Annotated in this window: 28 protein-coding genes; 19 read left to right on the top strand and 9 right to left on the bottom strand. The window is 65.4% G+C overall.

Features of this window, described 5'->3' with window-relative positions; translation table 11 throughout:
* Positions 1 to 15: 15 nt before the first annotated feature.
* From AC1U2B_RS05830 to AC1U2B_RS05805, 6 genes are all read left to right on the top strand, one after another.
* Positions 16 to 816, top strand: a complete 801-nt coding sequence (locus AC1U2B_RS05830) for a hypothetical protein (protein WP_480216026.1) — start codon at positions 16 to 18, stop codon at positions 814 to 816.
* Between the two features lie 42 nt (positions 817 to 858).
* On the top strand, positions 859 to 2,304 hold the full coding sequence (locus tag AC1U2B_RS05825; RefSeq protein ID WP_480216076.1) for a cytochrome P450: 1,446 nt from the start codon (positions 859 to 861) through the stop codon (positions 2,302 to 2,304).
* Positions 2,220 to 2,516 carry a ferredoxin gene (locus AC1U2B_RS05820; protein ID WP_480216025.1) on the top strand — a complete coding sequence of 99 codons (297 nt, stop codon included), beginning with the start codon at positions 2,220 to 2,222 and terminating at the stop codon, positions 2,514 to 2,516. The genes AC1U2B_RS05825 and AC1U2B_RS05820 overlap by 85 nt, the downstream gene beginning before the upstream one ends.
* Positions 2,517 to 2,524: 8 nt before the next feature.
* Positions 2,525 to 3,403 carry an oxygenase MpaB family protein gene (locus AC1U2B_RS05815; RefSeq protein WP_480216024.1) on the top strand — a complete coding sequence of 293 codons (879 nt, stop codon included), beginning with the start codon at positions 2,525 to 2,527 and terminating at the stop codon, positions 3,401 to 3,403.
* A gap of 8 nt (positions 3,404 to 3,411) precedes the next feature.
* Positions 3,412 to 3,876 carry a hypothetical protein gene (locus AC1U2B_RS05810; protein ID WP_480216023.1) on the top strand — a complete coding sequence of 155 codons (465 nt, stop codon included), beginning with the start codon at positions 3,412 to 3,414 and terminating at the stop codon, positions 3,874 to 3,876.
* A 62-nt stretch (positions 3,877 to 3,938) separates the two neighbouring features.
* The gene (locus tag AC1U2B_RS05805) at positions 3,939 to 5,129 is read left to right on the top strand and encodes an adenylate/guanylate cyclase domain-containing protein (protein WP_480216022.1); all 1,191 of its coding nucleotides are present in this window, start codon (positions 3,939 to 3,941) and stop codon (positions 5,127 to 5,129) included.
* Here the strand turns inward: AC1U2B_RS05805 and AC1U2B_RS05800 are convergent.
* Both AC1U2B_RS05800 and AC1U2B_RS05795 read right to left on the bottom strand, forming a co-directional pair.
* The gene (locus AC1U2B_RS05800) at positions 5,126 to 6,463 is read right to left on the bottom strand and encodes a WS/DGAT/MGAT family O-acyltransferase (protein ID WP_480216021.1); all 1,338 of its coding nucleotides are present in this window, start codon (positions 6,461 to 6,463) and stop codon (positions 5,126 to 5,128) included. The two genes, AC1U2B_RS05805 and AC1U2B_RS05800, sit on opposite strands and share 4 nt — an antisense overlap.
* A 7-nt stretch (positions 6,464 to 6,470) precedes the next feature.
* On the bottom strand, positions 6,471 to 7,154 hold the full coding sequence (locus AC1U2B_RS05795; RefSeq protein WP_480216020.1) for a TetR/AcrR family transcriptional regulator: 684 nt from the start codon (positions 7,152 to 7,154) through the stop codon (positions 6,471 to 6,473).
* 102 nt (positions 7,155 to 7,256) lie between these two features.
* On the opposite strand from AC1U2B_RS05795, the gene AC1U2B_RS05790 reads away from it, so the two are divergent.
* A complete protein-coding gene (locus AC1U2B_RS05790; RefSeq protein WP_260935456.1) occupies positions 7,257 to 7,823 on the top strand; it encodes an ester cyclase in 567 nt (188 codons plus the stop codon).
* Positions 7,820 to 8,608: an MBL fold metallo-hydrolase gene (locus AC1U2B_RS05785; protein WP_480216019.1), complete on the top strand. Its 789-nt coding sequence runs from the start codon at positions 7,820 to 7,822 to the stop codon at positions 8,606 to 8,608. The genes AC1U2B_RS05790 and AC1U2B_RS05785 overlap by 4 nt, the downstream gene beginning before the upstream one ends.
* Here the strand turns inward: AC1U2B_RS05785 and AC1U2B_RS05780 are convergent.
* From AC1U2B_RS05780 to AC1U2B_RS05770, 3 genes are all read right to left on the bottom strand, one after another.
* Complete coding sequence (locus tag AC1U2B_RS05780; RefSeq protein WP_480216075.1) at positions 8,565 to 11,432, bottom strand: MMPL/RND family transporter; 2,868 nt, start codon at positions 11,430 to 11,432, stop codon at positions 8,565 to 8,567. The two genes, AC1U2B_RS05785 and AC1U2B_RS05780, sit on opposite strands and share 44 nt — an antisense overlap.
* 20 nt (positions 11,433 to 11,452) lie before the next feature.
* Positions 11,453 to 11,851: an MmpS family transport accessory protein gene (locus AC1U2B_RS05775; RefSeq protein ID WP_043402709.1), complete on the bottom strand. Its 399-nt coding sequence runs from the start codon at positions 11,849 to 11,851 to the stop codon at positions 11,453 to 11,455.
* Between the two features lie 177 nt (positions 11,852 to 12,028).
* Entirely contained in the window at positions 12,029 to 12,493 is a 465-nt protein-coding gene (locus AC1U2B_RS05770; RefSeq protein WP_480216018.1) for a hypothetical protein, read from the bottom strand.
* Between the two features lie 127 nt (positions 12,494 to 12,620).
* Here AC1U2B_RS05770 and AC1U2B_RS05765 point away from each other — a divergent pair, with 127 nt between their 5' ends.
* Genes AC1U2B_RS05765 through AC1U2B_RS05755 form a run of 3 tightly spaced genes read left to right on the top strand, consistent with a single transcriptional unit; the run spans position 12,621 to position 16,000 of the window.
* A complete protein-coding gene (locus AC1U2B_RS05765) occupies positions 12,621 to 13,601 on the top strand; it encodes a phosphotriesterase family protein (RefSeq protein WP_480216017.1) in 981 nt (326 codons plus the stop codon).
* Between the two features lie 11 nt (positions 13,602 to 13,612).
* On the top strand, positions 13,613 to 14,104 hold the full coding sequence (locus AC1U2B_RS05760) for a metallophosphoesterase family protein (protein ID WP_480216016.1): 492 nt from the start codon (positions 13,613 to 13,615) through the stop codon (positions 14,102 to 14,104).
* A gap of 18 nt (positions 14,105 to 14,122) precedes the next feature.
* On the top strand, positions 14,123 to 16,000 hold the full coding sequence (locus tag AC1U2B_RS05755) for an alkyl/aryl-sulfatase (RefSeq protein WP_480216015.1): 1,878 nt from the start codon (positions 14,123 to 14,125) through the stop codon (positions 15,998 to 16,000).
* Positions 16,001 to 16,013: 13 nt separating this feature from the next.
* On the opposite strand, the gene AC1U2B_RS05750 is transcribed toward AC1U2B_RS05755, so the two are convergent.
* A complete protein-coding gene (locus AC1U2B_RS05750; protein ID WP_480216014.1) occupies positions 16,014 to 17,459 on the bottom strand; it encodes a carotenoid oxygenase family protein in 1,446 nt (481 codons plus the stop codon).
* A 70-nt stretch (positions 17,460 to 17,529) separates the two neighbouring features.
* Between AC1U2B_RS05750 and AC1U2B_RS05745 the strand changes: the two genes are divergently transcribed.
* Positions 17,530 to 18,192, top strand: coding sequence for a TetR/AcrR family transcriptional regulator (locus tag AC1U2B_RS05745; protein WP_480216013.1), 663 nt, complete (start codon positions 17,530 to 17,532; stop codon positions 18,190 to 18,192).
* A 1-nt stretch (position 18,193) separates the two neighbouring features.
* Here the strand turns inward: AC1U2B_RS05745 and AC1U2B_RS05740 are convergent, their stop codons facing one another.
* On the bottom strand, positions 18,194 to 18,952 hold the full coding sequence (locus AC1U2B_RS05740) for an SDR family NAD(P)-dependent oxidoreductase (protein ID WP_480216012.1): 759 nt from the start codon (positions 18,950 to 18,952) through the stop codon (positions 18,194 to 18,196).
* Between the two features lie 17 nt (positions 18,953 to 18,969).
* Between AC1U2B_RS05740 and AC1U2B_RS05735 the strand changes: the two genes are divergently transcribed.
* Together AC1U2B_RS05735 and AC1U2B_RS05730 are read left to right on the top strand one after the other, a co-directional pair.
* On the top strand, positions 18,970 to 19,578 hold the full coding sequence (locus tag AC1U2B_RS05735) for a histidine phosphatase family protein (RefSeq protein WP_043402730.1): 609 nt from the start codon (positions 18,970 to 18,972) through the stop codon (positions 19,576 to 19,578).
* 9 nt (positions 19,579 to 19,587) lie between these two features.
* Positions 19,588 to 20,607, top strand: a complete 1,020-nt coding sequence (locus tag AC1U2B_RS05730; protein ID WP_480216011.1) for a phosphotransferase family protein — start codon at positions 19,588 to 19,590, stop codon at positions 20,605 to 20,607.
* Here AC1U2B_RS05730 and AC1U2B_RS05725 read toward each other — a convergent pair.
* Positions 20,604 to 20,993, bottom strand: coding sequence for a lipopolysaccharide assembly protein LapA domain-containing protein (locus AC1U2B_RS05725; RefSeq protein WP_480216010.1), 390 nt, complete (start codon positions 20,991 to 20,993; stop codon positions 20,604 to 20,606). The genes AC1U2B_RS05730 and AC1U2B_RS05725 overlap by 4 nt on opposite strands.
* 106 nt (positions 20,994 to 21,099) lie before the next feature.
* Between AC1U2B_RS05725 and AC1U2B_RS05720 the strand changes: the two genes are divergently transcribed.
* The 5 genes from AC1U2B_RS05720 to AC1U2B_RS05700 are packed head-to-tail and all read left to right on the top strand — an operon-like array spanning position 21,100 to position 25,117.
* On the top strand, positions 21,100 to 22,065 hold the full coding sequence (locus AC1U2B_RS05720; protein WP_480216009.1) for an ABC transporter substrate-binding protein: 966 nt from the start codon (positions 21,100 to 21,102) through the stop codon (positions 22,063 to 22,065).
* Positions 22,062 to 23,171: an ABC transporter ATP-binding protein gene (locus tag AC1U2B_RS05715; RefSeq protein WP_480216008.1), complete on the top strand. Its 1,110-nt coding sequence runs from the start codon at positions 22,062 to 22,064 to the stop codon at positions 23,169 to 23,171. The genes AC1U2B_RS05720 and AC1U2B_RS05715 overlap by 4 nt, the downstream gene beginning before the upstream one ends.
* Positions 23,156 to 23,800: an ABC transporter permease gene (locus tag AC1U2B_RS05710; RefSeq protein WP_043402741.1), complete on the top strand. Its 645-nt coding sequence runs from the start codon at positions 23,156 to 23,158 to the stop codon at positions 23,798 to 23,800. The genes AC1U2B_RS05715 and AC1U2B_RS05710 overlap by 16 nt, the downstream gene beginning before the upstream one ends.
* Positions 23,797 to 24,498 carry an ABC transporter permease gene (locus AC1U2B_RS05705; RefSeq protein ID WP_082067979.1) on the top strand — a complete coding sequence of 234 codons (702 nt, stop codon included), beginning with the start codon at positions 23,797 to 23,799 and terminating at the stop codon, positions 24,496 to 24,498. Before AC1U2B_RS05710 ends, AC1U2B_RS05705 begins: the two co-directional genes overlap by 4 nt.
* Before the next feature lie 4 nt (positions 24,499 to 24,502).
* Positions 24,503 to 25,117 (top strand): putative glycolipid-binding domain-containing protein, encoded by a 615-nt coding sequence (locus AC1U2B_RS05700; RefSeq protein WP_480216007.1) that lies wholly within the window; start codon positions 24,503 to 24,505, stop codon positions 25,115 to 25,117.
* On the opposite strand, the gene AC1U2B_RS05695 is transcribed toward AC1U2B_RS05700, so the two are convergent.
* Positions 25,080 to 26,024 carry a prephenate dehydrogenase gene (locus AC1U2B_RS05695; RefSeq protein WP_480216074.1) on the bottom strand — a complete coding sequence of 315 codons (945 nt, stop codon included), beginning with the start codon at positions 26,022 to 26,024 and terminating at the stop codon, positions 25,080 to 25,082. The two genes, AC1U2B_RS05700 and AC1U2B_RS05695, sit on opposite strands and share 38 nt — an antisense overlap.
* Between the last annotated feature and the right edge of the window lie 71 nt (positions 26,025 to 26,095).

Raw genomic sequence — 26,095 nt, 5'->3', positions numbered from 1 at the left:
GAACGGAGCGGCGAGATGCTGACACACCCGGTGGACATGACGCCCAATCTCACCGTGTATTGGCTGGTGATGGCTGGGCTCGCAGTCAGCACAGTGGCGGTCGGTGTTATGGCGCTACGGGACTGGCTGCGTCGGCGAGATCCGCTACTGGCGCTCCTGATAGTCAGCGGCGCAACGATTTTCGCGTTCGCCATCGAACCGACCTACGACATTGCGATGGCGACCTGGTATCCGGCGGAGTTGCCCCTGCAGTTGGCCACCATTGCCGGGCGGCCGATGTCGGCAATGGTTCCCCTGATGTACGCATCGTCCGTCGCCTACGTCTCCTACCTCGCCTACCGGATGATCGTTGCCGGCGCGTCGGTCAATCGGATGATCGTGGTGTTCGGCGGACTCTCGCTGATCGAGGGTGCTGGTGAGATGGCGCTGTCGTATTTCGACGTCATGCGTTACTACGGCAACCACGCCACGATCCTGGGCGTGCCGCTTCCCAGCTTGATGCAGAACGCCGGCATGTTTCCGATCATCGGCGTCGCGCTGGCGATGTTGGTGCCACACCTCCGAGGCTGGCGTTGGCTGGCAGCACTGGTCGCACCGCCGGTGCTCTACATCGGCTACGTCCTCGGTTGCACCTTTCCGAACTTCCTGGCCATCCATGGTCAGGCGAGCCCACCGTTGTTCTGGGTGCTTGCGATTGCGTCCACGGCATTGAACGGCGGCGCGGCGTGGGTGGCGCTACACATGCCGGTCTGCGTGGACTACCGCTTACGCGCGTCCGTGCACCGCTCGAACGCACCGGCGCCGACTGCCGTCTAACCGGCACTAATCCTTAGCTGTTTGAACGAGATTGGAGTGGCGATGGCCACCGAGTTACTCAACTACTTCCGCAACCCGGTGCGCACGGCACGCCTGGCTCGATCGGAGCGGGCTGCCGTTCGCCCGCCGGGACCCAAGGGCAAGCCGTTCATCGGTGTCTTGCCTCAGTATCAACGTGACCCGTTCACCTACCTGCGGAACTGTGCGGCCGACTATGGCGACGTCTTTTCGGTTCCGCTGCCGGTGCTCGACATCGTGTGCGTCAATCACCCCGATCACGTCGCGCAGATCATGGCCGACAACACCGGTACCTACAGCATGGTCGGCCCGTTTGAATCGCTGGCGCACAACATCTTGGGCGCATCAATTCCTTACATGGAAGGTGCTGCATTCAAGCAGCGCCGGCGCTTGATCACGCCGATGTTCCGCAACAGCTCGCTCGCCGAACTATCGCCGGCGGTGGTCGATGAGTTCAACAGCCGCATGGACGCATGGGCTCCGTGGGTGGGAACCGGCAAAACCGTTGATTTGCAACATAAGATCGCCTGGCTGACCATGCCGGCATTCATGCGGGCCATGTTCGGCATCCCCCTCACCGACGGAGAAATCGATCAGCTCGATCAGGACCTTCGTACGATCCTGAAAATGATGAGCGCGGCGGTCTTGGTGAACCGCCCCCCGAACCTGTTGCCATTCGGGCGCAACAACCTTTGGGCTGCGTATCGGCGTACCCGTCGCTGGATCAACAAACAGATCGAGCACCGGCTGGCGCAGCCGATCGAAGGAACAGATCTGCTACAGGTGCTGCTCGACGCGCGCGATGAGGACGGGAATCCGTTGAGCCGCAAGGACCTCATTGCCGAATTGTTGATCCTCATCGCGGGCGGCTATGAAACCGTCGTCGCGTCGACGGCGTGGACACTGGCCCTGCTGCGTGACAACCCCGCCGCTCGTGCCCAGCTGCAGGCCGAAGTCGATCAGTTGAATGGCCAGCCGCCTACCTACGCCGATCTTGAACGTCTCACCTGGGTCAAGGCATGCTTCGACGAAGGTCAACGGCTGCAAGGACATCCGTTTCATCCACGGATCGCGATGCGCGACGACACGATCGACGGCTACTTCATTCCGAAAGGGACGATCGTCGGGGTCTCGGTGTACGCACTGCACCGCGACCAACGTTGGTGGGACAACCCAGATCAGTTCGATCCCAGCCGGTTCACCGATCGGGACACGGTTGCGGCGCGACCGTCGCTGGCGTACATCCCGTTCGGCGCCGGCCCGCATCGGTGCATCGGATCGCAGATGGGCTATATGAACGCCATGTTCATCCTGACCTTGCTGCACCAGCGATTCGAGCTGGCCATCGATCCCGGTTGGCGTCCGGTCCATGCCTCGACGTTCTCGTGCACGATCTCCGGCGGTCTGCCGGTGCGGCTCGAGCCTCGCCGCACAACGACTATCCGCGAAGCACTGTCGGTGTCGTCGTGATCACGGTGCAGGTCGATCCCGAGTTGTGCTTGGAATCAGGCCAGTGCATCGCGGCGGTGCCCACCTTGTTCGGCTTCGATGGCGGTGTTGTGAGTCTGCTTGGGGAGAATCCCATCGGACCAGTACCCGTTGGACCGGCTGACGAACAACGCGTTCGGCAGGCTGCTGACCGTTGTCCTGCCGCCGCTATCGTGTTGGGGCATCAGGATTGAGGTCGGATATGAGCGATTCCGGCAGGGCATCGCTGGGCCAGCACTCGCTGCTGTGGCGATGGGCCGGCGACATGCGCATCGCATTCGAAGGCGGTGCGGCAGGGCTGCTGCAGACGATGCATCCGGCGATCGGCTATGCGCTGATCGAGCACTCCAACTTCTTCGATGACCCGGTGGACCGGGTATTCCGTTCCCTGCCAGGGATTCTCGGCACCGTCTATCGCGCCGACGGCGCTGCCACGGGGTTGGGGGTCCGTGACTACCACCGAGAGATCAAAGGCGAGATGCCCGACGGGCAGCCGTATCACGCGCTGAACCCGAAAACATACTGGTGGGCGCACGCCACCTTCCAGCGGATGGTCGACCGAGTGGCGACCTATTGGGACACCTACCCGTTGACCGATACCGAGCTACAGCAGCTCTACGACGAGGGCTGCGTCTGGTATCACCGATACGGTGTCAGCGACGCACCATTGCCCGCCGACCGCGAGGCGTTCGAGGCAGAGTTCGAGCGCTACTGCACCCAAGTGCTGGAACCGAATCCAGCGTCGGATTACCTGATTGCCTTCATCAAGCGTCAAGCCATCCCCGATATGAGCGCCTCGCCGTACTTCCCTGCGTTGCCCGGCTTGGCTGCGGTGACCGACCGCTTGCTGCCGATGCGCTCGACCCGAACGGTGCTCGCGCCGCCGATGCGATTGACCATCTTTGGTGGCCTGCCCGAGGTTGTGCGAGAACGATTCGAGATTCGATGGACCCGCACCGATGAGCGGGCGTACCGTGCCATCCGGGCAACCATCCGACACAGCTGGCCGCTGGTGCCCAGGCCATGGCGTTGGCACGAAGAAGCGCGGATGGGTTGGTCGCGGGTGAGACGAGGTATCTAGGAGCATGAATGCCGACAGTTGAACATTCCGCCGAGTTTTCGGTACCCGCCGATGTGTGCTTCGCATACATCGACAGCGCCGATAACGTTCCCAAGTTTGTGTTCGGCGCCAAGGCATTTGACTATCTGGTGCCCACCGCGCCGCGGCTCGGCGCCAAGTTTCTGTTGCGCATGCAACTCGGTCCGATCAAGTTCGCCCTCAACGGTCATGTATCCGAGTACACCGATGGTCAGATCATCGCTCTGTCACTCGACGACGGCCTCATCACCGGCACTGTGGTGTGGGGTGTGACGCCGGTCGACGCCGAACGGTGTTCGACTTCCGCGGAGATCCGATACCAGGTCGGAGGTGGCTTGGCCGGCCGTGCGCTATCCAAGGTCATCGATTCCATACTCGAGCCCGGCATCAAGTACACCGAGTCGAAACTGCGTGAACAGGTCACCGCGCACTATCGAGCCCTCGCTACGGACTGACCGGGTCCGCTTCGGGGCGGAATCGACAGCTGACGTGCGCCTTCAGCGATACGCTGCCGGACATGTCGCCCGGGACAGCGTCCGCAGAGAGCCTCGCGCGCCGTCGACGGGTGCTGACTGTGGCCGCCCGCATCGGCGCGGTGGTCGCTGTCTTCCTCGGCGGGTTGGCCATGCTCGCCGGCGAGCATGGCCTGTGGATCGGGGCGCTTGCCGTCGTGTGCGCCCCGGTCTATCTCGTGCTCCCCAGGCTGTACCGCTTCGGTGAACTCCACGCCCCGCTGATCTTCATCGGTATCGCGTACTCCCTGACCACTCTCGTGACGGCGTATATAGGACGCGGATCGGGGCAGCAGCTGTACTTTCTGGTCGCCGCGTCGCTCGTCGTGCTGATCCTCGGCATCGAACACATCGTGCTGGCATCAGTCGTGGCGGCGGTCGGGGCCGGGCTCACCATTGCGTTGCAGTTCCTGGCGCCCATCGACACCGGGGTCCAGCCGACATGGGCGACGACCCTCGGGTTCGTCATCTCGGTGGTGTCGTCATGGATCCTGGTGGTCGCGACCGTCTGGTATGCGATGCGCGAAATCGGCCGTGCGGAAACCGCTTTGGCGAGTGAGTACGAACGCTCCGAGTCGCTGTTGGCCAATATCCTGCCGGCGAAGATCGCGCAGCGATTGAAGGATCCGCACCGGGATGTCATCGCCGACAGGTACGACGACGCTTCGGTGTTGTTCGCCGATATCGCCGGATTCACCCAGCGCGCAGCCGATACCACGCCCACCGAACTGGTCCGTTTCCTCGATGGCCTGTACACCGACCTGGACACCCTGGTGGATCGGCATGGCCTGGAGAAGATCAAGAGCAGTGGCGACTCCTACATGGTCGTCAGCGGGGTGCCGGAGCCGCGCCCCGACCACCTCGAGGCGCTGGCGTCGTTGGCGCTGGACATGGTCGACGCCGTGGCGGAACTGAAGGACCCGGGCGGCCGACCGGTGCCGCTGCGCATCGGGTTGGCGGCCGGCCCGGTGGTCGCCGGCATCGTCGGCGCCCGGAAGTTCTTCTACGACGTGTGGGGCGACGCGGTCAACGTTGCGGCACGCATGGAGACCACCGACGTCGAAGGCCGAATCCAGGTGCCGCAGAACGTCTATGAGCGACTCAAGGACTCATTCGTGCTGGAGGAGCGGGGCGCAGTCGAAGTCAAAGGCAAGGGTGTGATGCACACCTGGTACCTGGTCAGCCGCCGGGACTAGGCGGCGGCCTGCTCCAGTTCGTCGAGTGCTTCGCGGGCATACACGGCCAGGCGCTGCAGGTGCGGCATGGTGTCGCGGCAGCCGACGAACCCGAGGATGACCTTGTCGGTGTAACCCACCAGGGTGATGTTCAGCCCGTAGCCGTCGCACAGGAACGAGACGGGGGCGATCAACTCCAGCTGCGCGCCGCCGAGGTACAGCGGATCCTTGGTCAGGACCACGTTGGACACCGTGAGGTTGAACAGCGGCGGAATCTTGGTCAGCGCACCGGTTTTCTGGCCGATGGTCAGCGGCAGCAGCCCCATCAGCGTGTAGTGGTTCAGTGCGTTCGGTGACATCGCGAGCAGTTCCTTCTTGCCGCGGGTAGTCGAGGCGTTGATCACCGCCAACCGCTCCAACGGGTCGGATTCCGTTGTCGCCAAAGGACAGACGAAACCGGCGGCAGCATTCAAGGTGTCCTCGTCCCGCTCCCAGCCGACCGGCACCGAGGCCGTCAGGGTTTGGTCGGGCAGCTCGCCCTGCTCCTCAAGGTAGCGGCGCAGCGCCGCGCCGCAGACTGCCAGCGTGACGTCGTTGACGGTCGTCTCGGTGGCTTTGGCGATCGCCTTCAGGCGGGAGAGTTCGAGAATCTCGACCGCGAGTCGACGCTGCGGGGTGAGAGTCGCGTTGAACGGCGCCCGCGGCGTGCCCAGCGTGGCCCCCACGTGGCTGTTGTCGCCGCCGATCATGCCGACCAGGCTCTTCACCAACTCGGCCGAGCCGGTGACACCGTCGGCCGTCCGGTTCCAGAGCTCGTACGCGACCGACGCGAGCCGATTGCGGTCGGGCACCTCCGCCTTCGGCCCGGCCTCGGACAGCGGCACGTAGCGGTCGGGTTCGGTGCTCAACCACTTCTTGATGGTGTTGATCGCGCCCATGCCGTCCACCGCACAGTGGTGGGCCTTGAAGTACATGGCGAAGCGCCCGTCGGACAGGCCCTCGATGAAGTGCGCCTCCCAGAGGGGCCGGCGCATGTCCAGGGGGTGGGCGTGCAACCGCGCAACGAGCTTGCCCAAATCGGTTTCGCTCCCCGGGTACGGCAGCGCCGAGAGTCGGACGTGATAGTCCGGATCGGGCTGGACGGTGTGCCACTCGGGGAAGATGCCGTCGACGATCTGACTGTCGAACGGGAACGGCAGGAACGAGAGTGTGGAGAACGCCTCGTACAGCTTGCGGACGTAGTCCGGGCCGGCGCCGTCGGGCAGCCGGAACGTCAGCAGGGCACCGATGTGCATGGGCGTCCGGTCGGACTCCATCCGGTAGAACATCGTGTCGACAGCGCTCAACAACCGCATGGCAGCACTATGTCAGGCGCGCCAGCTGGAACACGACGAAATCGACCACGAAATCCACGCCGGACGCGAATTCCTCGTCCCGGTCGAAGCGCGCGAGAAAGGGCGCGCACGCAACCACTTCCGGTAATGCGGATTCGTCGAGTTCGGCTTGTCTGGCTGTGATGTCGGCGGGATCGCCGCTACCGAACGTGGGGCCGGCGGACACCTCACGAAGCAGCATCCCGACGACAGCGGCCACCAGGACGCGGGTGAGGCGCACGGCCTGCTCGGGGTTCGCGCCGCCCTGACGCAGCATCGACAGCAGCGCGTCGACGGGGGTGAGCCCGGCGAGCGTAGACATCTGCCGGGTCAGTACGAGCGTCGCGGCCTCGGGGTGGGCGAGGGTCACCCGCCGGAATTCGTAGGCCAGGGCGCGAAGGTCGGTCCGCAGGTCGCCCGTGGGCGCCGGTGGCCGCAGCTGTCCGAGCAGATGTTCGGCGACGGCGTCGAGCAGATCGTCCTTGTCGGCGACGTGGTGGTACAGGCTTTTCGCGTCGACGCCGAGCAACCGGCTGACCGATCGCATGCTCACCGCGGCGATGCCGTCGTTGTCGATGACCTGCAGCGCCGCTTCGCGAATAGTCGATCGCGTCAACTGTGCCAGTGCCTTTGGTGGCCGTCCGCGGCGCGGAGCTGGGGTGGCCGCGTTCATGGCGTCATTCTTGCGCAGACCCTTGCAAATTTCCACACCGTGGGATTATCCTCGATTAATCCCACGGTGTGGAAATACTTCACGGCCCGAACAGGAGGGCGCATGACGCTCCGCTTCGCCATTCCGTCCATCGAGGTGTTGCAGGCTCGCGAAAAGCTTGTCCTCGACCACTTTCACGACGAGGTCCGCCAGGACTGGGACGACGTGCTGGCCACCTTCCCGCATCCGCACTACGAGATCATCCCGACGCTCACCGTCCACGACGGCGACGCCGACGTGCGTGGCTACTACCACGACACCCGGGTCGCGTTTCCCGACCAGGACCACGAGATCATCGCGCTGCGGCACAGTGCCGATGCGGTGATCGTCGAATTTTGGCTGCTGGGAACGCATCTGGGGCCGCTGGGCGGAATCCCGGCCACGGGCTCACGGCACCGGACGCGGATGACGGCGTATTTCGTCTTCGACGAGAACGAGAACCTGATCGCCGAACGCATCTACTTCGACACGCTGACAATGCTGAAACAGCTTGTGGGAGGCCTCAATCTGCGCGACCCACGAAACTGGCCCGTGGTCATCCGCGGGCTGCGCGGGCTGCTGGCCATGTCCAGCCAGCCTGACGCCCGGCTCATCGATACCCCGCCCGCTGATCTGACCGCGTCGCCATGAAGGTCCACCACCTGAACTGCGGCACCATGCACCCGCGTTTCGTCCCCGACGGGTTGGTGTGTCACGTGCTGCTGGTGGAAACGCCGGGTGGTCTCGTGCTCGTCGACTCAGGACTGGGGCTACGGGACGCCGAGTCGCCAGCCAGCCGCTTCGGCCCGGCCCGCTTCTACGTCCGGCCGGTCTTCGACCCGGCCGAAGCCGCCGTCAACCAAATCCGCGGGCTCGGATTTCAGCCCACCGATGTCCGGCACATCGTCCTGACCCATTTCGATGCGGACCACGTGGGCGGTCTTGCCGACTTCCCTTGGGCCCAGGTGCATCTCACCAACGCCGAAGCATTTGCGGCGCTGCACCCGAAAACCCTCGTGGAGAAGCAACGGTACTTGCCCGCCGGACACGCCCACGGCCCGCTCCTGGTCGAGCACTCACCCGCGGACACCGAGTCTTGGCGCGGTTTCGCCGGCGCCAAAGAACTGACCGAGATCGCAGACGGCATCGTTTTGATCAACCTGCCAGGGCACACGTGTGGGCACGCCGCGGTGGCGGTCGACGCCGGGAACCGCTGGATTCTGCACGTGGGCGACAGCTTCTACCATCACGGTCAGCTCGACGGCAGCGGTAGCGCACCGCAGGCCCTGCGCCTGATGGAGCGTTCAGTCGCGTTCGACTGGAAGAAGGTGCAGGCCAATCACCAACGGCTGAGCGAACTTTGGGCCGCGGGCCAACCGAATCTACTGCTGGTCAACGCTCATGACCCGCAGCTGCTTCGGCGCGCGGCCACTTAGCCTGGTACGGCTGTAGCGGCCGTTGCCGCACGAACGTCGGCCACCAGAACCACGGGCCCAGCAGCCGCACCAGACACGGCACGATAAATGACCGCACCACCAGGGTGTCGAGCAGCAGGCCGATGCAGACGGTCGACCCCATCTGCCCGATGGTCCGCAGATCACTGGAGAGCATCGCCAGCATGGTGAATGCGAACACCAGACCGGCGGACGTCACGACGCCACCGGTGCTGCCCAGCGCACGGATGAGGCCGGTGTTCAGGCCGGCGTGGATTTCTTCTTTGAGCCGGGCCACCAGCAGCAGGTTGTAATCCGAGCCGACGGCCACCAGCACGATGAAAGTCAGCGGCAGGATCAGCCAGTGCAGATGCAGGCCGATCAGGTGCTGCCAGATGAGCACCGACAACCCGAACGCACCCGCGTAGGAGAAGGCCACGGTGCCGGGAATGACCAAGGCAGCCACCAGGGATCGGGTGATGATCATCATGATCAGGAAGATCAGCACGAAGGCCGCGATGGCCGCGATCATCAGGTCGTTCTTCGAGTACAGCTCGATGTCCTTGTTGTTGGACCCGGAACCACCGATGTAGATCTTCGACCCGGCCAGCGACGTTTCCTTCAGCGCGATCTTGATGGCGTCGGGGAACTGCTCGACGTGCTCGATGCCCTCGGGGCCCATCGCGTTGCCCTCGTGGGTGACGATGAAGCGCGCGGCATGTCCGTCGGGCGACATCATCAGTGCCATACCGGTTTTGATGTCGTCGTTGTCGAACGCTTCGCGCGGGATGTAGAAGAAATCGTCACTGCGCGACGCGTCGAAGTCGTTGCCGACGTTGATCATGTCGTCGAAGGTCTGGTCGGTGTTCTTGTTCTGAATGTCGGTGGGGCCGTAGTTGTTGACGATCAACGCCAGTAGCGCCTGATTGTCGGACACCGTCTGCCGCAGCAGTGAGACCATCTGCGGCATCAGGCTGTCAATCACCTGAAATGAGCCGACCGCCTTGCCGATGTCGGCGGCCAGGTTGTCGACCTTGTCGATCACGTCGAACAGCGACCGGAACGACCAGCACACCGGAATGTCGAAACAGTGTGGCTCCCAATAGAAATACGCACGAAGCGGGCGCATGAAGTCGTCGAGGTTGGATACCGCGTCACGCATGTCGTTGGTGACCTGCTCCATGTCCTCCAGGGTCAACACCGTGTTGTGCAGTTCGTCGGCGAGTCGCTGGGTCAGGTCCGCCGTCTTCTGCAGCACCTCGATGCTGTGCGCGGTGATCTTGGCCTGCTTCGCGGTGTTCTCGTTGTTGTGCTGGGTGAACGGCAACTGCTGGCCGTTGCCGCTGCCCTGTGTGGTGAAAAGGTAAGGGATGGAGGCGTGTTCGAGAGCCCGGCCCATGGGGCGGGTGATGCTCTGCACCATCGCCACGCCGGGCAGGCGGATCAGGGCTTTGGCCACCCGGTCCAGCGAGATGAAGTCCGCCGAATTGCGCATGTCATGGTCAGCCTGGACCATCAGCATCTCGCTGAACAGCTTGCTCTTCGGGAAATGCCGGTCGGCGGCCTGAAATCCCTGATTGGCCGGGGCATCTGACGGTTGGTAGGTGCGATCGTCGAAACTGACCCGGTACGTCGGGACGAACACCGCGCCCGCGGACACGACCGCGACACTGGCCACGAGAATCGGCTTGGGCCAGCGCACCACGGCGGTGCCGATGCGCCGGTACAGCTTGGCCTTGACCGCTTGCTTCGGGTCGAAGAGCCCGAAGAGGCTGCCGACGCTGAGCAGTGCGGGCCCGATGGTCAGGGCACCGGCGATGGTGATCAGCATGCTGACCGCCACGGCGGGGCCCATGGTGTGGAAGTAATTCAGCCGGGCGAACGTCAGGCAGGCGCAGGCGCCCGCGATGGTCAGGCCGGAGCCGACGATGACGTGCGAAACACCCTTGTAGGCGGTGTAATACGCGTCTTCACGACTCTCGCCGGCGAGGCGGGCTTCGTGATATCGGCCGATGAGGAAGATGCCGTAGTCGGTACCCGCACCGAGGGTCAGTGAGATGACCATGTTGGTGGCAAAAGACGACAACGGGATGAAGCCGTAGTGCCCGAACGCGGAGATCACGCCCTTGACCGACAGCATCAGCAGGATCACCCCGAAGAACGGCACCAGCATCGTGACGACGGAGCGGTAGACCAGCAACAGCATGAAGATGATCAGGAACATCGTCGCGATGGTGATGTTGTTCAGGCTCGAGTTCGCGATGAGGACGGTGTCGGCGGCCAGTGGCGCCGCGCCACTGACGTAAACCTTCAGTCCGGCAGGCGGATTGGAGGTGTCGACGATTGTCCTGACGGCATTGACCGAGTTGTTGGCCTCCATCTGCCCGATGTCGCCGGCCAGGCGGAGCAGGACGTAGGCGGCTTTGCCGTCGAGGCTCTGCGCGCCGGCGGCGGTGATCGGCTTGCCCCAGGTGTCCATGACGTACTGCACGTGCGTGCTGTCGGCCTTGAGCGTGTTGACCAGGCCGGCGTAGTAGTCACGATCCTGCTCGGTGAGGCCGCGGTCGGCCTCCAGCACCAGCATGGTCAAGCTGGTCGAGGTGGACTCGTGGAATTCCTTGCCGATGGTCAGCATCGCGACCTGGGATGGCGCGTAGGTCGGCACCATCGGGCCGGCGAGTTCCTCGGCGACGCGTTCGATCTGCGGCACAAAGGTATTCGTGATCACCGCGAGCAGCGCCCAGAAGACGATGATTGGGATGGCCAGGAACCGAACGGTTCTGGCGACGAAGGGGCGCTTCGCCGCGCTGTGTGCGGGGCGGGCGATCGGGGCGGTGTCGGTTTCGGTCACGCGGACTTCACCCGGCAGGCGACGTCGGCGTTGCCGTGGTCGTCGGATTGTTCATCGCGGACAACGTCATTCACCTTCATCCGGCAGCCGACGGTGCCGCCGTGCACCTGGATCGAGATGCTGCCGGAGACCACGGTGAGGGTGGTGGTCTCGGTGTGTGACCACGGCAGTTCGGTGAGGTCGACCTTGTGGGGGTGGCCGCTGATGTCGACGTACGACAGCAGGCCGCCGGAGCCGAGGGTGCCGAAGACCTCATAAGTGAGGGTCTTGGGGGTGAACTCCGGAGGAGCCTGCGGCGGGTTGACCGCCAGCACCGGTCCCGGCTCGGAGAATTCGTGGACCTTGACCATGCACAGCACGCCGACGGCGATCGCGATGAGGGCGACCAACGGCATCCAGGCGCGTGCGAGGAATCGTCTGCCGGTAGAGCGCTGGCTCACTCGATCACCTTTCGACATCAGAGTTCTATATCAACTAGATTGAGATGAGTCGGCGTAAAGACTATCAGTCAATCGACGCCGGAGTAGTCCCACATATTCCGCGCCATAGAAAGGCGAGGTGAGAGCGTCCAGCTAATTCCCAGAATTCACCAAGGTGACGGTCGCGAGGCGCTTTTTCAGTTTGATCACCCGGAAGATCTGCGTCGTCACATTGATGGACGAGATCATGGCGATGATCCCGAGAAAGGTGCGCTCCGAAGGGGTTGCGCCGTGCAGTTGTTCCAGGCTGCCGAGCACGTAGAAACAGCCCAGCGAAAAGATGGTGAGGGGAATTGCGAAAGTCATCAGGGTCCGCTGATTGTTGACGACCTGGGTCGCATATTCCAGTTCTTCAGGGGTCATCGGCTGGCGCTTGCGGACCTTGGTGAGCACCGTCTGCTTGGCCCGTACGCCCTCGGCCATCGGTAACTGGGGCTGTTTTCGGAGGCGCTGGATGTAGAAGAACATCACTGTGGCACCGAACAGCAGCGTCAGGAGGGCGACGTCGGCCAGCTTGCCGAACAGGTGCCAGTCGGTGCCGAGGAAGTTCCAATCCATGCGGACACTCCTTTGCGGTTCTGGATGTGTGGGACGTTACCTCAGCTAACTGGGAACGTGTAGGTGGTGTCAACTCGATTGACATGGGGTCTTGATGCCCGAGGATCGATGGCACAGACTGGCGGTGATGACGAACGTGCAGACCGTCAGGGGCCCGGTTCCTGTCGACCGACTCGGGGCGACGCTCATGCATGAGCACGTGTTCATCCTGGGCGACGAGATTCGGCAGAACTTCCCCGACTATCCGTCGCCGTGGGACGAGGAGACCCGCGTCGCCGACGCGATAGACCAACTGCGCCAATGCAAATCACGAGGCATCGACACGATCGTCGATCCCACGGTGATCGGTCTTGGCCGCTACCTGCCCCGTATCCAGCGGGTCAACGAGCAGGTCGACATCAACATCGTGGTGGCGACAGGCATCTACACCTACAACGACGTGCCGTTCCAGTTTCTGCACACCGGCCCTGGCCGGCTGTTCGACACTCCGGAGCCGATGGTCGAACTGTTCGTCCGAGATATCCGCGAGGGCATCGCCGGCACCGGGGTCAAGGCGGCGTTCCTGAAATGCGCCATCGAGCACCAGGGGCTGACGCCGGGCGTCGAGCGGGTGATGCGCGCCGTCGGCCAGGCACACGTGCAGACCGGTGCCCCCATCACCGTGCACACCGACGCGCACAGCCGCTCCGGCCTCGTCGCGCAGCAGGTGTTCGCCGAGGAAGGTGTCGACCTGACCAAGGTCGTCATCGGGCACTCCGGCGACAGTACGGATCTCGACTACCTGTGCGCGCTCGCCGACGCCGGGTCGTATCTCGGTATGGACCGCTTCGGGCTCGACATCCTGCTGCCGTTCGAGCAGCGGGTCGACACCGTGGCGGCGCTGGCCAAACGCGGCTATGCCGAGAAGATGGTGCTGGCGCATGACACCTCGTGCTTCATCGACTGGTTCTCGCATGAGGGCAAACTGGCTGCGGTGCCCAACTGGAAGCTGACCCACATCAGCGACGACGTGCTGCCCGCACTGCGGGAGCGTGGCGTCACCGACGAACAGATCACCGCCATGCTGGTGGTCAACCCGCGCCGGTATTTCAGCGGCGAGATCGCCTGAGCGGCAGCGGGATGCGTCTACTGCTGATCTCCGACACCCACGTGCCCAAGCGGGCCCGGGACATGCCCGCGCAGGTCTGGGACGAAGTGGCCCGCGCCGACGTGGTGCTGCACGCCGGCGACTGGGTGGACGTGGCGTTGTTCGACGAACTCGAGCAGCGGGCAGCGCGTCTGGTCGCGTGCTGGGGCAACAACGACGGCGACGATCTGCGCGCCCGGCTGCCCGAGCGGGCCGACGTCACGCTCGACGGCGTGCGGTTCACCATCACCCATGAGACCGGCGCGTCCGCCGGACGCGATGCCCGGATGGCCCGGCTGTACCCCGACACCGACGTGTTGGTGTTCGGGCACAGTCACATTCCCTGGGACAGCACCGCGGCCACCGGCCTGCGGCTGCTCAACCCCGGCTCACCCACCGACCGCCGGCGCCAGCCGCACTGCACGTACATGACAGCGACGATCGACCAGGGTGTTCTCGCGGAAGTGGTGTTGCACGAGCTGTGAGATGGAAAGGTGGTCGGTATGGAGCAGAAGCCGCCAACCGATGCCATCGCCGCCGCCAACCGCGCACACACCGCGTCGCTCCCGTTCGCGGACACCCGCGACTTCGACGACGCAGACCGCGGATTCATCGCCGCGCTGGAACCGTGCGTCGTCACCGCCGCTGACGGAAGAGTGGTGTGGGACAACGACTCCTACAACTTTCTGAACGGCGACGCGCCGGACAGCGTGCACCCGAGCCTGTGGCGGCAGTCCCAGCTGTGCGCCAAACAGGGCCTGTACGAAGTGGTGCCGGGCATCTACCAGGTGCGCGGTCTGGACCTGTCGAACATCAGCTTCATCGAGGGCGATACCGGTGTCATCGTCATCGACCCGCTGATCTCCACCGAGACCGCCGCCGCGGCGCTCGCGCTGTATCGCGCCCAGCGCGGTGATCGTGAAGTCCGGGCGGTCATCTACACGCACAGCCACGTCGACCATTTCGGCGGCGTGCTCGGCGTGACCTCACAGGCCGAGGTCGACGCCGGCGCCGTCGCGATCATCGCTCCCGAGGGCTTCACCGAACATGCTGTGCAGGAAAACGTCTACGCCGGAACGGCGATGGCCCGCCGCGCGGGCTACATGTACGGCGCGGCACTCGATCGCGGTCCGCAGGGGCAGGTCGGCTGCGGCCTGGGGCAGGTCGGGTCGACGGGTGAGGTGGCACTGATCGTGCCGACCCTCGATATCAAGGCGACGGGCGAGACGCACACCATCGACGGCGTCGAGATCGAGTTCCAGATGGCGCCGGGCACTGAGGCGCCCGCCGAAATGCATTTCTATTTCCCGCAATTCCGGGCGCTGTGCATGGCCGAGAACGCGACCCACAACCTGCACAACCTACTGACGCTGCGTGGCGCACTGGTGCGCGATCCGCACGGCTGGGCCGGTTACCTGACCGAGGCCATCGACACCTTCGCCGGCCGGGCCGACGTCGTCTTCGCATCCCACCACTGGCCGACCTGGGGCCAGGACAACATCGTCGAATACCTTTCGGTGCAACGGGATCTGTACGCCTACCTGCACGACCAGACGCTGCGGCAGCTCAATCAGGGCTACACCGGCATCGAGATCGCCGAAACCTTCCAGATGCCACCAGCTTTGGAGCAGGCCTGGCACACCCACGGCTACTACGGGTCGGTCAGCCACAACGTGAAAGCGGTCTACCAGCGCTACATGGGCTGGTTCGACGGCAACCCGGGCCGGCTTTGGCAGCATCCGCCGGCTGCGGCGGCGCCCCGCTACGTGGCGGCCATGGGCGGCATCGACCGGGTCGTCGAGCTGGCGCAGGCCGCGTTCGACGAGGGTGACTTCCGTTGGGCGGTAACCCTGTTGGATCACGCCATCTTCACCGATGAGCACCACGTCGCCGCCCGGGAACTGTACGCGGACACCCTGGAGCAGCTGGCCTACGGCGCCGAGAACGCCGTGTGGCGCAACTTCTTCCTGTCCGGCGCCACCGAACTGCGCGTCGGCAACTTCGGCACCCCGACGCAGTCGGCGTCACCGACGATGCTGGCGCAGTTGACGCCGGAGCAGATGTTCGACACTTTCGCGATCAACGTCAACGGCCCGCGCGCGTGGGACCTGAACCTCGCCATCGACGTGACGTTCCAGGACGTCGCCACCAACTACCGGTTGAGCCTGCGCAATGGAGTTCTGGTGCACCGCAAGGTCACGGCTGACCCGGGCACCGCGCAGGCCACAGTCACCCTGGCGAACAAGTTGCGGCTCTTGGCATTTGCCGCCGGAGACACCAGCTCGCCAGGCGTGGAGGTGACCGGTGACGCCACCGCGCTCCCGACACTGCTGAGCGTCGTCGACCGGCCCGACCCGGCGTTCAACATCATCACCCCCTGACGCCTTTCGGCGATCAGGTGGTCGGCACCCAGTTGCCGTGGAATCCGGCCGGTACCCGGTGCGGAATCTTGATGCTCGCGACGTCCTCCAAGGTCTGTGCGTCGAGGATCGCCAGCTCGCTGCGGTCGGTCGCCTCGTCGTAGACATAGCCCATCAGCACCCCGTCGTCTTCGGCCGCGGTCGGCGACGACGGGTGGAAGACGAACTCGCCCAGCATCTTCCCGGCGCCGAAGAAGCGCGTCGCGGTGCTGCCGGCGATCAGGTCGTGCTTGAGCAGGGTGTCGCTGCCGCCCGCGCCTTCGCTGACGGTGGGTGCGTAGCCGTAGCGGTGGCGCTTGCCGACCAGGCGCTCATCGAGGCGGGGGAACTCCTGCGGATGATCGTCGAAGCGTTCCTCGCGGACCTTGCCGTCGCCCAGGTCGACGGTCCAGCGCTCGAGGGTGGGCGACCCCTCGTTCGGCCCCAGCTGGTCGGTGTCGAACATCTTCGGGTGCCGGACGACGTCCAGGATGATCGTGTTGTCGTCGGGGGAGTCGTACGCGTTCAGCGGGTGGAAGACGTAGCACGGCTCGACGTCGAACCAGCGGACGTCGGCGCTGCCGCCATCGCGCGGCATGACGCCGACACGTGCCGGATATTTCGGGTTCCACGAGTACGGCATCCGGCGGTCCCGCTGGTTGAGGTTCGGCTGCCGGGCGGTGACGGGATCGGGGATCTTGACCCGACCGATCAACGAGGACAACAGAAGTCGCGCGGGCACCCGCAGGGCCTTCGGCACTGCCATCTCTGCGACGATCCGGGCGTCGAACGTCACGGGCAGGTCGTAGAAGATCACGTGCCGCTCGGTCAGCGAGAAGTCGTGCATCATCGGGCTGCCGTGCACCTCGATGTCGACGGTGCGCTTGGCGCGGCCGTCGGTGCCGATCACCGAGTACTGCACGGTGTTGCCGCGCGCGAAGCTGTACGAAACAGCATGCAGCTCACCGGTTTCCGGGTCGCGTTTCGGGTGTGCGGTGTAGCCGCCGCTGAGGGTGCCGTCGAAATCGCAGACACCGACGGTGTCCAGCTCCTCGCTCAGTTCATAGTTGGCCAGGCCGCCTTCGACCAGCGCCAGCGTCTTGCCGGCATGGCCGAGCACGTTGGTGTTCGCGCCGATGCCGGACGGGCCGAAATGTCCTACGGGGGCCGGCTCGCCCAACGTGTGGGCGGTCATCGGGCCGCGGACCCACCGGTTGCGGTACCACTCGGCCTTGCCGTCGCGGATGCGGACGCCGTGGACCATGCCGTCGCCGATGAACCAGTGGTAGAGCTCCGGATCGATCTCGCCGATCGGGTTCGGGCCGTTGCGCAGATAGCGACCGTCCAGGTAGTCCGGGATCGTGCCGGTGACGGTCAGGTCGGTCAGGGTGAATTCGTCGTGCAGTGGCGCGAAAGCGCCTTCCAGGTAGCGGTTGGTCATCCCAGAACCTCCATAACAGTGTTATTGGCTGTGGGTACTGGTATAACACTGTTATGAGAGGTGCGCAAGAGTGAGCGATGAAATTCGTCGGCAATTGATCGAAGCCGGTATCGCGATTCTGGAGCGCGACGGCATCCAGGCGCTGAGCGTGCGCAAGCTCGCCGCCGAGGTCGGTACGTCAACCATGGTGGTGTACACGCACTTCGGTTCGATGGCTGGTGTGCTCGAAGCCATCTCGGCCGAGATCTTCGCCCGTTTCGGTGCGGCCCTGGCAGCTGTGCCGCACACCGATGATCCGGTCGCCGATTTCTTCTCGATGGGCGCCCGGTACCGGCGTTTCGCGCTGACGAATCCGCAGCACTACCAATTGATGTTCGGCACTTCGGTGCCCGCGTCGTTGTCGAGTGGTCGTGAGGATTTGACGGTGACCGGCCATGCCTCCTCGTACGATGCGTCGTTCCAGACGCTCTGCGAATCGGTGCGTCGGATGACCGAAGCTGGGCGCATCCGCAAGTGCGACGAAGCCGCTGTCGCAGGCCGGATCTGGAGCATCTGCCACGGCGCGGTGACCCTCGAGATGGCGGGGTTCTTCGGTACTGAGGGCCATGGCCTGCGGGAAATTCTCAGCCCGCTGACCGTCGATCTTCTGGTCGGAATGGGTGACGAACGGGACCGCACCAATGCATCGCTGGCCACCGCGGCGGCGGTTCTCCTGGCAAGGGGCCACCTGTGAGCTAGGCGAAACCGCCGTCGGCCCGCAAGATCGAACCGGTGGTGAAGCTCGACGCATCGGACATCAAAAACAGTGCCGCGCCGACGATTTCGCGCGGGTTGCCGGCGCGCTGCAGGGGCAGTGAGCGGAAGGCGTTCGACGTATCCTCGCCCCAGGCCTTGCTGATGTCGGTGAGGAACGGCCCGGCCATCAGGGTATTGACCCGCACGGTCGGGCCGAATGCCTTCGCGAAACCCTCTGTGAGCGTGTTCAATCCGGCCTTGGCGGCGGCGTACGGCAGCATGTAGGCGTCCGGACGCAGCGAGCCCGACGAGCTGATGTTGATGATCGACCCGCCGCCGTCGGCCACCATGCGCTCGCCGACCAATGCCGACAATCGGAACGGCCCCTTGAAGTTCAGGTTCACCACCGCGTCGAACAGCTTCTCCGGCACCGAGCCCAACGACTCGTACAGCGGCGACATCCCGGCGTTGTTGACCAGCACGTCGACCTTGCCGAACCGGGCATACGCGGCATCGACCAGCCCGTCGAGCTCGTACCAGCGTCCGACGTGCACCTGGTGGGCAAGCGCGGCGCGACCCGTCGCCTCGACGATCTCGTCGGCGGTGGTCTGACACGACTCGAGGTTCCGGCTGGCGATGATGACGTCGGCCCCGCAGTGCGCCGCCGCGAACGCCATCTCCCGGCCGAGTCCGCGACTGCCCCCGGTGATCAGGACCACCCGGTCAGCGAGGTCGAAGAGTTCGTCGGCATACCCCATGGCTTTATGGTGACACGGTGCAATTGCTTCTCATCCGTCACGCCCTGCCGCTGCGCAATGAGCCCGGCGAAGGTGCCGACCCCGACCTGTCCGAGGAAGGCATCGCCCAGGCCGGCCGGCTGCCCGACGCGCTCAAGCGGTACCCGATCACGCGGCTGATCAGCAGCCCGCAGAAGCGCGCCTTCCAGACCGGCCAGCCGGTGGCGGACGCGCTCGGGCTGCCCATCGAGATCGACGACCGGCTCGCCGAGTACGACCGCGACATGGAGCAGTACATCCCGATCGAGCAGATCGCGGCCGAGCACCCTGAGGAGATGGCCCGGCTGATGTCCGGCCACCTGCCCAGCAGTGTCGACGAAGACGCGTTCCTGGCCCGCATCGCCGAGGCCATCGCCGACATCGCGAGCGAAGCCGAGGCCGACGACACCGTCGCGATCTTCAGCCACGGCGGCGTCATCAACGGGCTGCTGCACGACATCCTGCCGACCGAACGCATCCTGTCTTTCCAGGTCGACTACACCGGCATCACCCGGCTGCTGTCCTCACGCAGTGGCCGGCTCGCGGTCGCCGGCGTCAACAGCGTCGAACACGTGTGGGACCTGCTGCCGCGAAATCAGCGATGGTAGACAGATCGGGTGACCAGTCTCGATGGCCTTGACCTGACTGCCCTCGACGCGCACCTACGTGAGATCGGGGTGGCCCGCAGTGGTGAGTTGCGTGCTGAGCTGATTGCCGGGGGCCGGTCGAATCTGACGTTCCTGGTGTTCGATGACGCCGCCAAGTGGGTGCTGCGCCGGCCGCCGCTGCACGGTCTGACGCCGTCGGCGCATGACATGGCTCGTGAGTACAAAGTCGTTGCGGCGCTTGAGGGTACGACGGTGCCGGTGGCGCATGCGGTGACGATGCGCAACGACGATTCGGTGTTGGGTGCGCCGTTCCAGATGGTTGATTTCGTGCCTGGCCGGGTGGTGCGGTATTCGGCGGAGCTCGACGCGCTGGGGGACCAGCAGGCCATCGACGCCTGCGTGGATGCGCTGATCACGGTGCTGGCCGATCTGCATGCCCTGGACCCGGAAGCTGTCGGGCTGGGGGACTTCGGTAAGGCCAACGGGTATCTGGAGCGGCAGGTGCGGCGTTGGGGTTCGCAGTGGGATCTGGTGCGGCTGCCCGACGATCCGCGCGACGCCGACGTGCGCCGGCTGCATGGCCTGCTGGCTGAGAAGCTGCCGCCGCAGAGCCGGGCGGCGATCGTGCACGGGGACTACCGCATCGACAACACGATGCTCGACGCGGACGATGCCACGAAGGTGCGGGCGGTGCTGGACTGGGAGATGTCGACCCTGGGTGACCCGCTGTCGGACGCTGCGCTGATGTGTGTCTACCGGCACCCGATGTTCTCGATGGTGCATTCGGATGCGGCCTGGTCCTCGGACAAGATCCCGCCGATGGACCAGCTGGCCCAGAAGTACTCGGTTGCGGCTGGGCAGCCTTTGGATCATTGGGAGTTCTATCTGGCGCTGGCGTACTTCAAGCTGGCGATCATCGCGGCCGGTATCGACTTCCGGGCCCGCATGGCCGCCGGCGGGGCGGGCCACGACGACCCCGTCGGTGAGGCCGTCGCGCCGCTGATCGCCGCCGGCCTCGCTGTCCTCTAGAGCCCGGCCTTCAGGTTCTTCTTCGCGGCCAGCCGCAGTTGCAGGATCCTGGTGGTGGCGACCGCGAAGGTCAGCAGGCCGCCGGCGATCGCCGCGAGCAGGATGGTCACGCCCAATTGCACCTGGTGCAGCTTCCAGCCGAGCAGGACGATGTCGACCGGGGTGTCGTTCTGGATGACGAACACCAGCAGCAGGATCAGGATCAGGAAACCGAGAACCAGCGCTGACCACAGGGCCGCCGTGCGGGTGAACTTCACCGCCGACTCCGGAGTCTTGGGCGACTTCGACGATTTGGGCGACTTGGGCGCCGCAGGTTCGGCGTGGGCGGGCGCGGCCTCGGGCGTCGGCTCGGTCGGCTCGGGGGTCGACGCGTGATCGCTACTCATAGGCACCATCTTGACTGTTCTGCGGGCAGGATGCCGGGAACTGCGGCACCAATTTTCGAATAACGCTAGGGTCGGCCTGAGTGCACGACGCCGAAAGGACGTTCGGATGGACTTTGGGGGAGCCGGGGCGCGCACTGCCGCACCTCGCAGACTTCTCGCCGCTCTGGTCCTGCTGCTCGCTGTCCTGCTGACCGGATGCGGCAGCGCCAATCCCCTCGGCGGGGGCAGTATCTCGGGTGATCTCAAGTCGATCGTGGTGGGGTCCGCCGACTTCCCCGAGTCGAAGATCATCGCCGAGATCTATGCGCAGGCATTGGCCGCCAACGGCTTTACTGTCGGTCGGCAATTCGGAATCGGCAGCCGCGAGACGTACGTCCCTGCGGTGAAAGATCATTCGATCGATCTGATCCCCGAATACACCGGCAATCTGCTGCAGTACTTCGATCCGAAGACCACGGCCACGGCCGCCGATGACGTCGAATTGGCACTGGCGCGAGCGCTTCCCGGTGATCTGTCGATCCTGACCCCCTCCCCGGCCGCGGACACCGACACCGTGGCCGTTTCGGCGGAGACCGCCAAGAAGTGGAACCTGAAAACCATCGGTGACCTGGCGCAGCATTCGGCCCAGGTGAAATTCGGTGCGCCGTCGGAATTTCTGCAGCGGACCGAGGGGCTGCCGGGGCTGAAGGCCAAGTACGGCCTCGATATCGCGCCGGTCAACTTCATCGCCATCAGCGACGGCGGGGGACCGGCCACGGTCCGGGCGCTGGTCGACGGAACCGTCACCGCGGCAGATATTTTCAGTACCTCGCCCGCCATCGTCCAGAACAACCTGGTGGTGCTCGACGATCCGAAGCACAACTTCCTGGCCGCCAACGTGGTGCCACTGGTGGCATCGCAGAAGAAGTCCGATCTGCTCAAGACGGTGCTCGACGGCGTCAGCGCGAAACTCACCACGAAAGCGCTCATCGAGATGAACACCGCGGTATCCGGTAACAGCGGTGTCGACGCGGACCAGGCCGCGAGAAAATGGGTGCAGGACAACGGGGTCGACAAGCCGGTGAGCCGATGATCACGTTCGACACGGTCACCAAGAGCTACGGCAGCGCCATCGCAGTCGACGAGCTGAGCCTCGAGATCGCCGAGGGCACACTGTCGGTGTTCGTCGGGCCGTCCGGCTGCGGCAAGACCACCTCCATGCGGATGATCAACCGGATGATCGACCCGACATCCGGCACCTTGACCGTCGACGGTGCCAACGTCGCCACCGTCGACCCGGTGCGGCTGCGCCTCGGCATCGGGTACGTGCTGCAGAGCGCCGGGCTCATGCCGCACCTGAAAGTGGTGGACAACGTCGCCACCGTGCCGGTGCTGAAAGGCGAATCACGCCGCAGCGCCAGGAAAAAGGCGCTGGGCGTGTTGGAGCGCGTCGGACTCGACGTCAAGCTCGCCGACCGCTACCCGGCCCAGTTGTCGGGCGGGCAGCAACAGCGGGTCGGGGTGGCCCGGGCGCTGGCCGCCGACCCGCCCATTCTGCTGATGGACGAGCCGTTCAGTGCGGTGGACCCCGTGGTTCGCGAAGACCTGCAGGCCGAAATCCTGCGGCTGCAAAGCGATCTACGCAAGACCATCGTGTTCGTCACGCACGACATCGATGAGGCCGTCAAACTCGGCGACCGTGTCGCGGTGTTCGGACCTGGCGGCGCGCTGCAGCAGTACGACGCACCGCAGCGGCTGTTGTCCAACCCGGCCAACGCATTTGTCGCCGGCTTCGTCGGTGCCGACCGCGGCTACCGGGGCCTGCAGTTCCGCGACACGACAGGACTTCAGCTGCGCGACATTCGTACCGTCGCCGAACCGGCGGTCGATGCTCTGGAACTCGGCGACGGCCAATGGGCGCTGGTGGTCAACGCCGACGGCACCCCGTACGCGTGGATCAACGCCGACGGGGTGCGCCTGCATCGCATCGGAAAGTCCTTGTACGACAGCACCATCGCCGGTGGCTCGTTGTTCCGACCTGATGGCACCCTGCGACTGGCGCTGGACTCGGCGTTGTCGTCCCCGTCCGGGCTGGGGGTGGCAGTCGATGAGCAGGGTCGCGTGATCGGTGGCGTGGGCCTCGATGATGTGATGGCTCTCATCAAGAGCCGCAAAGGCCCCCAATGCGATACCTGCTGACCCACCTCGAGACCGCTTGGGTGCTGACGCAGATTCACCTGCGGCTGGCACTGCTGCCGTTGCTGATCGGGGTGCTCATCGCGGTACCGCTGGGTGCCTATGTGCGGCAGCGGCCACGGCTGCGGCGAGTCAGCACCATCACCGCCAGCATCATCTTCACCATCCCGTCGCTGGCGCTGTTCGTGGTGCTGCCGTTGATCATCCCGACGCGGATTCTCGACGAAGCCAACGTCCTGGTCGCCCTGACGCTGTACACCGTGGCGCTGCTGATGCGGACGGTGCCCGAAGCGCTCGATGCCGTCCCGGCGGAGACCCGGGAGGCGGCCACCGCCATCGGCTACCGGCCACGCACCCGCTTCTTGAGAATCGAACTGCCCCTGGCGATTCCGGTCCTCACTGCCGGGATGCGCGTGGTCGCCGTCACCAACATCTCGATGGTGTCGGTGGGTTCGGTGATCGGCATCGGCGGGCTCGGCACCTGGTTCACCGAGGGCTATCAGGCCGACAAGAGCGACCAGATCATCGCCGGCATCATCGCGATCTTCGTGCTGGCAGTGGTCGTCGACCTGCTCATCCTGGCCGCCGGCCGCCTGGCCACGCCATGGACCCGGGCGAAGGCACCGGCATGAACTTCCTGCACCAGGCCCTCGCCTACATCTTCACCGCGGCCAACTGGACCGGCCCGGCGGGCCTCGGCATGCGGATGCTGGAACACCTGGAATACACCGGCATCGCGGTGCTCTGCAGTGCCCTCGTGGCCATTCCCGTGGGCATGTACGTCGGGCACACCGGCCGCGGCACGGCCCTGGTGGTAGGCGGTGTCAACGCCCTGCGCGCCCTGCCGACCCTCGGTGTCCTGCTGCTCGGCGTCCTGCTGTGGGGACTGGGCCTGCTGCCGCCGACCGTGGCCCTGATGCTGCTGGGCATTCCGCCCCTGCTGGCCGGGACGTACGCCGGGATCGCCAACGTCGATCCGGTGGTGGTCGACGCCGCCCGCGCCATGGGCATGACCGAGCGCCAGGTCCTGCTGCGCACCGAGGTGCCGAACGCCATGCCGCTGATCGTCGGCGGGCTGCGGACCGCGACGCTGCAGGTGGTGGCCACTGCGACTGTCGCGGCCTACGCCAGTCTGGGTGGGCTCGGGCGGTTCCTGATCGACGGCATCAAGGTTCGGCAGTTCTATCTCGCGCTGGTCGGCGCCCTGCTCGTGGCGGTGCTCGCCCTGGCTCTCGACGCCGCGTTGGCGTTGGCGGTGCGGGCATCGCGGCCGGGACCGTCCGGACTTGCCATCGCGGCTGCAAAGCCGGGCCTTCGTCGCCTACGGTAGACGGGTGAGCGCAGCCCAGTCCGATGCCAGCCCCGAAGCTGCAGAACCCGCCTGGCCGGCGATTCTGACCTGGCGCGCGCAGGATGTGTCGCGCATGGAGTCGGTCCGGGTCCAGTTGTCCGGCAACCGGATCAAGGCCTATGGCCGGATCGTCGCCGCTGCCACCGATATACATCCCGCGTTCAGCGCGTCCTATGACCTGGTGACCGACGAAAGCGGCGCGACCAAACGGCTGTCACTGACCGTCACCCTCGCGCAGCGCGAGCGGCAGCTGTCCATCGCCCGCGACGAAGAGAACATGTGGCTGGTGCAGGACCACCAGAACCAGACCCGCCGCGCCGCCTACAACGGAGCGCTGGACGTCGACGTGGTGTTCAGCCCGTTCTTCAACGCGCTGCCCATCCGGCGTACCGGGCTGCACAACCGCACCGCGTCGGTGTCCCTGCCTGTCGTCTACGTCCGGGTGCCGGATCTGACGGTCGAAGCCGTGACCATCGGCTACACCAGCGCCGGTCCCGGCAACCCGATCAAGCTGGACTCGCCCGTCGCCGATACCTCGATCATCGTCGACGCAGACGGCTTCATCCTCGAGTACCCCGGACTGGCAGAGCGGATCTGATCACCCCACCGGCCCGGCCCTGCGCGGCGAGCTCTTCGCGCCAGCCGTCGGCCCCGATGGTCGTCGTCATGATCTGCGGCCGGGGGAAGTTGTCGTAGCGGACCCGGGCGGCATGGCCACCGTCCACCAGCTCAGCGACCGATTGGGCCTCGACGAGCGACGACCGGGCCTGGCTCAGCAGCTCCATGGCCCGGTCCAGCATGACCGTCAGCTCGGCGGCGTTGGCCTCACACATGGCCCGAACCAGGTCGGGTGCGGTGGCCGCGACCCGGGTGCCGTCCCGGAACGAGCCCGCGGCCAGCGCGAATGCCAGCGGAACCTCGCCGGCGGTCGTGGCCAGTGCCTCGGCCAGCAGATGCGGCAGGTGCGAGATCGCGGCGGCCGCGGCGTCGTGTTCGTCAGAGCGGGCCGGCACGATCACGGCGCGGCAGTCCAGCGCCAGATGCATCACCTGGGCCCACACGTCGGGGTCGACGTGGTCGTCCACGCTCACCACCCACGGCGCCCCGACGAACAGATCGGCGGCACCGGCCGTCCAGCCGGAATGCGCGGTGCCGGCCATCGGGTGCCCGCCGACGAATCGCCTCTGCAGGCCGTGCTCCTGAACCTGTTGCAGCACATTGCCTTTGACGCTCACCACATCGGTGAGCGGGCAGTCCGGGGCGGTGTCGCGAATGTGCTCGAGCATGATCGGCAGCGCGGGCACCGGCACCGCCAGGACGATCAGTGCCTCGCTCAGCGCGGCGCGTTTGAGGGCGGCGGTGAGGTCCTCGGTCGCGTCGAAGCCGTCTGCCGTCGCCGATTTGACCGCGTCGATCGAGCGGTTGTATCCGAAGACCTCGCGGCCCGCGGCCTGCCCGGCCCGCATCAGCGAACCGCCGATGAGGCCCAGACCCAGCACACACACCGGAGTTGTCACCTTCCAAGGTTTGCATACGGCCGAGGGCGGGTACATATGGGACCGCTGGTCAAGTTGCA

The sequence above is a fragment of the Mycolicibacterium sp. P4_G11 genome, from assembly GCF_056555145.1.
This window is presented reverse-complemented; position numbering and strand designations above follow the sequence as displayed.